The 7,130-nt window shown below is 55.4% G+C and carries 7 protein-coding genes and 1 pseudogene; 2 read left to right on the top strand and 6 right to left on the bottom strand.

Features of this window, described 5'->3' with window-relative positions:
• The 6 genes and pseudogenes from AB4Z35_RS29485 to AB4Z35_RS29510 form a co-directional block, all read right to left on the bottom strand.
• A pseudogene (locus AB4Z35_RS29485) lies at positions 1 to 345 on the bottom strand (hypothetical protein); the annotation flags it as partial.
• A 277-nt stretch (positions 346 to 622) separates the two neighbouring features.
• Positions 623 to 901: a DUF2790 domain-containing protein gene (locus tag AB4Z35_RS29490; RefSeq protein WP_008000866.1), complete on the bottom strand. Its 279-nt coding sequence runs from the start codon at positions 899 to 901 to the stop codon at positions 623 to 625.
• Between the two features lie 439 nt (positions 902 to 1,340).
• Positions 1,341 to 1,793 carry a chromate resistance protein ChrB domain-containing protein gene (locus tag AB4Z35_RS29495; RefSeq protein ID WP_442101088.1) on the bottom strand — a complete coding sequence of 151 codons (453 nt, stop codon included), beginning with the start codon at positions 1,791 to 1,793 and terminating at the stop codon, positions 1,341 to 1,343.
• An 83-nt stretch (positions 1,794 to 1,876) separates the two neighbouring features.
• Positions 1,877 to 3,235: a chromate efflux transporter gene (gene chrA / locus AB4Z35_RS29500; RefSeq protein ID WP_442101089.1), complete on the bottom strand. Its 1,359-nt coding sequence runs from the start codon at positions 3,233 to 3,235 to the stop codon at positions 1,877 to 1,879.
• A complete protein-coding gene (locus tag AB4Z35_RS29505) occupies positions 3,228 to 4,172 on the bottom strand; it encodes a chromate resistance protein ChrB domain-containing protein (RefSeq protein WP_442101090.1) in 945 nt (314 codons plus the stop codon). Before AB4Z35_RS29505 ends, chrA begins: the two co-directional genes overlap by 8 nt.
• Positions 4,173 to 4,403: 231 nt before the next feature.
• Positions 4,404 to 5,486, bottom strand: coding sequence for a 2OG-Fe(II) oxygenase (locus AB4Z35_RS29510; RefSeq protein ID WP_442101091.1), 1,083 nt, complete (start codon positions 5,484 to 5,486; stop codon positions 4,404 to 4,406).
• Positions 5,487 to 5,855: 369 nt separating this feature from the next.
• On the opposite strand from AB4Z35_RS29510, the gene AB4Z35_RS29515 reads away from it, so the two are divergent.
• Both AB4Z35_RS29515 and AB4Z35_RS29520 read left to right on the top strand, forming a co-directional pair.
• Entirely contained in the window at positions 5,856 to 6,197 is a 342-nt protein-coding gene (locus AB4Z35_RS29515) for a hypothetical protein (RefSeq protein WP_442101092.1), read from the top strand.
• Between the two features lie 99 nt (positions 6,198 to 6,296).
• On the top strand, positions 6,297 to 7,130 hold an 834-nt coding region (locus tag AB4Z35_RS29520; RefSeq protein ID WP_442101093.1), incomplete at its 3' end, for a TolC family protein.

Here is a 7,130-nt window from a genome sequence, read left to right on the forward strand (position 1 = left end):
ATGCAACAGGAAACCGTTAAAGGTCAACAGCACAACGATGCCGATTTTGGCTTGCAGTTTTGGATTGAGGAAATACTCCATYCCCTTGCCGGCATAATCGATCCCGACAATACCAATGCCCGTAATCCAAAGMGCTACAAGTGCAAGCGATACGGTTTTYTGAAGACTTTCCATGTGCGCGTCATCRTGGTGACCTGATGCATCTCCCTTCAGGAGTTGCTTGACCATTGCAATGTCACTGGTCAAAACCAGCCCKATTGCCACACAGCAGGCGATAAGATGRAAATATACAACGCCCAARCGCAMATATTCCACGGTGGACGAAGAAAGCATACTAAGTTCCATGGTTGCCTCTTGGCTTAAATAGTGAATCAACATGGCTATCGGCACGGCTTGATTGGAATTTACCGTTGCTGACTGCCATTTAGATCCAGCAATTTTTATCAGTTAATCTTGCGGCATTACGCTGGCAAGATAATGGTGAGTTTCGCGAATGAACTTTTAATCATTCGATCATGTCAATTTTCAGGTAACAAAAAACATCATTCGCACTGAGTGCATATGAGGTTTAACTTCCGCTTCTGGAGGGCCGGCGAGGCCCAGAACCCGATCGACGGGCGGATCAGGCAATGCTGGTGGGGTCGGCGGGGCTTCCACCCCATTCGAGGAAACGGATCTTGTGAACTTCGCCCTCACTGTCTTCGTAGACCAGGGTCACCGGTACCACGCCGGTCTTGTCGGATGTATCGGTACGTTGCAGTACCCGTTTTACATCGATGTCCATTCCGTAGTGGTATTCGACGGCTGAGACATGCGCGCCGGGTTCTTGCAGGCCGTTCTGGTCAAACACACTTGGCGCGAGACTGGAAATCACGGCACTTACTACTGTAGCTATATTCATAAGGCTGTACCTCTTTTGAAGTTCGCTTAACGGGGACTTAATGTGACACATGGTGAGCGTGAAGTTCACTTTACCGCGACGAACGTGCCCGCCTGCAAAGCCTGTAGTGGCTGCAAACTCCCGGCAATTCCCCGCGCTTGACGCCTCTCGACCATTCGTCCTTTAACCCCCGGATTTGTTGGCCAAAGTCCATTTCTGAAGGAGGTCATGACATGTCATGACGGATTTTTCGCGCGGTGGTTGTGACAGTACATGGACCGAAAACGCCTGCTATCGAGCCTGGGGAGAAACATCGGGTATTGGCCGATTACTGCCTGTCCCGGAGGGCTGAAATCGACCCATTGCAGAGATTTACCATTGCAACAATCAGCCAAATGACGATCACTGTCACCGATGTAGAAAGCCCAGTGCCAGGCTGGGCTTCGGTTAGTGGGTTTCCTCACATCTGTGGAGGCCAGTTATGTGATTCATCCTGGCATTCCTTGCACCAGGTGTAGAGCGCGTCATACATGATCAGACCGTGTGCCAGCATTTCATGGTCGTCGGCAAAGCACCGCGATAACCCTAGTGAAATCGCGTACAGCCCGGCAGATTGTGGGGTCAGTTCCAAGTGTGAAGTGTCTGCACCGCGCACGATCCTGGCCAGATTCTGCAACGCAGGCTCATTGAGTTGGTACTTTTTCAGAAACGCATCGAAGCTGCACAATTCGCCCTCGTGGGTAAGCTCAATGCCCGGAATGTCGTAGGGAACTGCATCTTTCTGCGCTGCAACCCGCAGCACATCACCGCTGGGCACGTATAGAAACTCGGGCTGAGGATCAATAAACCGGGTGATTAGCCAGGGACAGGCAATACGGTCAATCTTGGGTCGTTCACGGGTAACCCACCTCATCAGACACCTCCTGCCTAGTTCAGTAGGCTGGGTGATCGGGCGAGCCCAATGCCCGCCAGAGATTGCGAATCAACGGGTGTTCTCTAGTGCAGCAGATGCACTGCCAAGCCGACGAGCGCACAGCCCATCAACACCTGGATGACGCCCCGCTTGAAGCGAAACAAGGCAATCGCGGCGCCGATCGCGATCAACGCTGAAGGCCAGTCGAGGTTGCCGCTGAAACCCTTTGGCCAAAGCACGTGATAGCCGAAGAAACACGCCAGATTGAGGATCACTCCAACCACTGCGGCGGTAATGGCGGTCAGTGGCGCAGTGAACTTGAGTTCGTTGTGGGTCGACTCCACCAGCGGGCCACCCGCGAGGATGAACAGGAACGAGGGCAGGAAGGTGAACCATGTCACCAAGGCTGCCGCGACAGCGCCAGCCAGAAACACCTGATCGGCCCCGAATACTTGCGAGACATAGGCCCCGACAAAACCCACGAAGGCCACCACCATGATTAGCGGGCCAGGTGTGGTTTCCCCCAGAGCCAGGCCGTCGATCATCTGAGTCGGGGTTAGCCAGCCATAGTGACCGACCGCGCCTTGGTAGACATACGGGAGCACAGCGTAGGCTCCACCAAAGGTCAGCAACGCTGCCTTGGTAAAGAACCAACCCATTTGGGTCAAGGTGCCCTCCCAGCCAAAGACAACAGTCAAAACTCCCATTGGTAACGCCCATAACCCGGCGCCAATAAATGCCAGCGTTGCCAGTTTCAACCAACTGAACCGGGCATGTTCCGGGGAGGGGGTGTCATCATCGATCAAGGCCGGGCCGAAGGACTTTTCCGTAGCGCTATGGCCACCGGTTCTGAACTTCTCGGGCGTCAGACGTCCGCCGACGTAACCGATCAATGCGGCTCCCAGCACAATCAGCGGGAACGGAACATTGAACGCGAAGATGGCGGTGAATGACGCCGCCGCTATCGCCCACAGCCAATTATTTTTCAAAGCCCGAGAGCCGATCCTATGGGCCGCCTGCACCACAATGGCCGTCACGGCGGGCTTGATCCCATAGAAGAGCCCGGCCACCACGGGCACTTCGCCGAACGCGATATACATCCATGACAGAGCGATCAGGATGAACAATGAGGGCAGCACAAACAGTGACCCCGCAATCACTCCGCCCCAGGTTCTATGCATCAGCCAGCCGATATAGGTTGCCAACTGCTGGGCCTCCGGCCCAGGCAGCAACATGCAGTAGTTGAGGGCATGCAGGAACCGGCGCTCGGATATCCAGCGCCGCCGCTCTACCAACTCCTGGTGCATGATCGAAATTTGTCCTGCTGGCCCACCGAAACTGATGAACCCCAGCTTCAGCCAGAACCAGAATGCCTCACGCAAACTGATCGGTTCAGGCTTCGACAGGTTATCTTCAACTGCTGATGCCAAAACCTTACTCATTGGGTTGTTCCTCTTTCACGAATCCGGCGAGCAGTCCGTCGAAGATGGCGCTCGCAGCAGCCAGCAAATGGTCGTCGTGGATAATGGTTTCGCGTAGCCCCGCAAGCACGCGCTCGATGCCGGCAGCTTCCACCGGTTGAATGCCTCCGACATCGAGGTAATGCACCAAAGCCGCAATGCGGTTCAGGCCGGACTCTTGAAGCTCAAAACTGGCTTGCAAGGTTTCGAAGCTCACGCGGTTGCCGACATGACTGAAAGCCGCGTCATCGAAGTCGAAGCCCAACGCATCGCCCGGACAGTCCTGTGGAGTGTCCAGCCAGAGGATCTGAGCGTCAGGGTCAATGAAGCGACGGATCAGCCAGGCACAGGCCAGGCGGTCAACCCAAGGACGCTTGCGGGTTGCCCAGACACGCCCCTGATAATCGTCACGGTTGAGTGCTGTTATGGGTTGGTTGCGGCTGTGTGGCTCGTCTGGAGACAGGGCTCTGCTGACGGCAATTTCAAGCTCCTGCAAGGCTGCGTCAATCTGCTGCTTCGGCTTACCAGGGAAGTAATCGATGTTGGTCAGCTGGTCGTAGGCTTTGCGCAGTCTGCGCACCTGTTTCGTGATGGCCAATGCGTTTTCAGGATTGAGCTGCCCACGGCATTCTTCGATCTCTGCGTGTAGCTTGCCGTAGTCATCGCTACGGTCGAACAACTGGACAAAACGCTCACCGTCAGGATCTGTGACAGGCAGGATAAATGCGGTGCCGTTGATGGCCAGGATGTCGCGCTCGACAGCTGCGAGCGCTTCGCGACAGACACGGGTATCAGGCAAGAGATAGACACCATCACGCAGGACCGCCGCACCAGCAGTTTTCAGAGCACGCCAGGCTCGCATGCGTTCGGTGGCATTGGCGGTGGGTAAGCCGAGAATCAGTGCTAGCCAATTGGACATGTAGAGATCACTAATTATTCTGTAGTGATGGCTACATTAGCTCTGGTTTCAGTGTTTGAAAAGCCGTCCTTCAGAAACAGGATTCTGGCGAGGCTGGCTGGAGAGCAGTCGCCTTTGTGCCAGTGATCCCACATCAATTTTTTCTGGCTTTCGGTGTAATAGATTCGCGGTCTCTGTTTCATCTGCAACACGCCTTCTGCCTACACAGAATTTGGTTGTGTTGCACCCGAGTCAGCTGCCAAGAAATGGGCGATTCTCTTCTCGAATGACGCGAGCGGCATCATCGTATAGAAACGGGAGAAACATATAACGGCGACCTTGGGTTACAGGAGTGGCTTCGTGCAAAAGTGAACACGAAAACACCACAGCTCCTCCTGCTGGAGCACTGTAAAGCGCGTTTCCAAACTCTGGAAAATGCAAAAAACCGCCTTCGTACTCTCCCGAATTAAGAAACAGGGAAACGGCAAAACGGCGATGCGCTGTGCCCTTCGTGGTGTTATCCCTATGGGGCCGGAAATGCCCGCCTTCCTCGCTGTTGTAGCAGGCCACCAGATAGCGCTCCATTCGGGTCGCATTGAACTGGAACGCTTTATGCAGCTGTGGAAGCAGACGGTTGGCTATACGCAACGAACATGCTTTGGATAGAGCCTTGTCTTCAATAGTGCAGTCACGACGTTGCTTGTGGCCATGGTCGGTGATGTGGACGGTTTTGCCCGACTGCTCCACCATAAACCCGGATTCCTCTCCGCCACGTTCGTCGTAGTAACTTATTAGTGCTTTACACAGTTTGGGCTCGAATATCCGGGGAATCACCAAGACTGGTGCGTGTGGAGTGGCGGCATGTGGCGGCGCCAGTGCGGGTAATCTATCCAGAAAGCGCATTAACGAGGGTACATGGTTATCAACCGGTGTCTCTATCGGGACGATGGCCAGGACACGTAGTGCAGGATCCAGCACGTAGGTCATTTGCCTGATGCTGCCGTCCGGCTGCAATGTACCGTAGAGCTCACTGACTGACCGATCGAAGTCCCAGATGAAGCGCATGCCAGGTATCGAACTTTCTACCCGCTTCAGCTTTTCATCATCTGGATCTACGGACACACCAAAGAAGCAGACGTGATCGTCATTGAACCGCTGGCGATGGGCCCGAACACCTTCCAGAACTTTCATTGATGCGGGATCGGCCGCAGAACCGAAAAAAGAAAGCACTACATACCGACCGGCAATAGTGTCGAAAGAAAAGCACTCTCTTTGCTGGGTGCGGCAATTGAACCAGGGGGCAGGTCCACCGACCGAAAACGCTGTGGCGCGCATCACAACTCCTTGCCCGCAGGCAGTGGGCCGCTATCAGGAATAAAGCCAGGAGACTAATGCTGAGCACAGCTTTTCTCCAAAAAGTGCCGCGTACAAACGGGCTTACGGTGCCGCTCGTTGCGATGCCAACGCAGGAAGAACTCCAGGCACTCGCGGCTTGCAGGTAAAGCTAGTTCAGYCTTGCCGAAGCTGCCCGGTTGCCCATGCGACGTGATCCCGTGAGCGGGCTGACGAACTATTTGGTGTCAGTAATGCTGGCTTAATATTGATTCGCTGATATCACGCGCAATCGGCACCTTGCCCAAGGCAACCGAGGGCGTGCGTTCAATTGATTGTTAGTACTATTTCTCACGGCTACACTCCAACCCCATGAAACGCTACCTGCGGTTTTGCCTCATTTTCGTGATTAGCCTGGCGCTTCCCCTCAGCGGGATGGCGGGCGTTCAGGCACCGACAGAACCTTGCCCGATGAAGACGATGGGCATGGCGATGATGGACGACATGGGGATGGACTGCTGCAACGATATGAAAAGCCCGACCGAGCACGGCAAGCCCTGCAAACCGGGCCAGGAATGCAAGACTGGCGGTATGCTGCAAGTCTCGATCAGCAAACCACCTGTTGCGTTGTACAGCCCTGTAGTGCTTTCCTCTTCCAGCGATTCCATGCCTGTATCGACCCCGTCCGGGGTATGGCGACCGCCTCGCGTTTGATTCCTGTCCCACATTGAGCCTCATTCCGTTTTAGCGGGATGGCATAGCTGTGCGCATGTCTTTTGGTGCGTGCAGTGGATCATCACAGGAATCGTAAACATGAACTCCAAGTGCTATTGCACGGGTTGGTCCCTCGTGGCCGGTCTGGCGGCAAGCGTACTGGCATTGCCGAGCTTCGCTGGTGCATTGACACTCGACGAAGCGCTGCGGCTGGCGGAAAACAATGCTCCGTCGCTAGCGGCACAAGACGCCAAAATTCAAGCTGCCAGCAGCGTAGCCATTCCAGCCGGTGAACTGCCTGACCCCAAGCTGCTGCTGGGTGTGCAGAACTACCCCGTGGGTGGTCCGGATCGCTGGAGCATCGACCAGGACTTCATGACCATGCAAATGGTCGGGGTCAGGCAAGAAATGCCGAACAGCGCCAAGCGCAAAGCGCGCATTGAAGTTGCCGATGCAGCCGTTGATCGCGCTGCGGCAGAGCGTCGAGTCGAGCGTCTGAAGGTACGCCAGTCTACGGCGTTGGCCTGGATCAGCAGCTACTCGGTTGAGCGTAAAGATGCGCTGTTCCAGGACTTCTACAAAGAAAACCGCCTGCTGACCGAGACCGTCCGCGCCCGGATTGCCGGTGGCCGCGCTCAACCTGCTGATGCCGTGACACCCAAGCAGGAGGCGGCTCAACTGGCAGAGCAGCAAGACGATCTGATTCGCCAGAGAACACAAGCACGAGCGGCCCTCAAGCGCTGGATTGGTCCCGCCGCCAACGAAAAGCCTGCAGGTCGCCTGCCGGAATGGCCGGTCGATACCTCAAGCTACTCCCATAAACTGCAACACCATCCCGAGTTGGCAGCGTTTGTGCCGATGACCCGCGAAGCGCAAGCCAAGGTTCGTGAAGCCGTGTCGCAGAAGCAGCCGGACTGGAGCTGGGAACTGGAT

The organism is Pseudomonas sp. KB_15, from assembly GCF_052114525.1.
GTDB lineage: Bacteria > Pseudomonadota > Gammaproteobacteria > Pseudomonadales > Pseudomonadaceae > Aquipseudomonas.

What these genes read in the sequence shown, in the direction of transcription:
- AB4Z35_RS29490 (WP_008000866.1), bottom strand. Translation starts at nt 901, where the DNA reads ATGAATATAGCTACAGTAGTAAGTGCCGTGATTTCCAGTCTCGCGCCA.
- AB4Z35_RS29495 (WP_442101088.1), bottom strand. Translation starts at nt 1,793, where the DNA reads ATGAGGTGGGTTACCCGTGAACGACCCAAGATTGACCGTATTGCCTGT.
- chrA (WP_442101089.1), bottom strand. Translation starts at nt 3,235, where the DNA reads ATGAGTAAGGTTTTGGCATCAGCAGTTGAAGATAACCTGTCGAAGCCT.
- AB4Z35_RS29505 (WP_442101090.1), bottom strand. Translation starts at nt 4,172, where the DNA reads ATGTCCAATTGGCTAGCACTGATTCTCGGCTTACCCACCGCCAATGCC.
- AB4Z35_RS29510 (WP_442101091.1), bottom strand. Translation starts at nt 5,486, where the DNA reads ATGCGCGCCACAGCGTTTTCGGTCGGTGGACCTGCCCCCTGGTTCAAT.
- AB4Z35_RS29515 (WP_442101092.1), top strand. Translation starts at nt 5,856, where the DNA reads ATGAAACGCTACCTGCGGTTTTGCCTCATTTTCGTGATTAGCCTGGCG.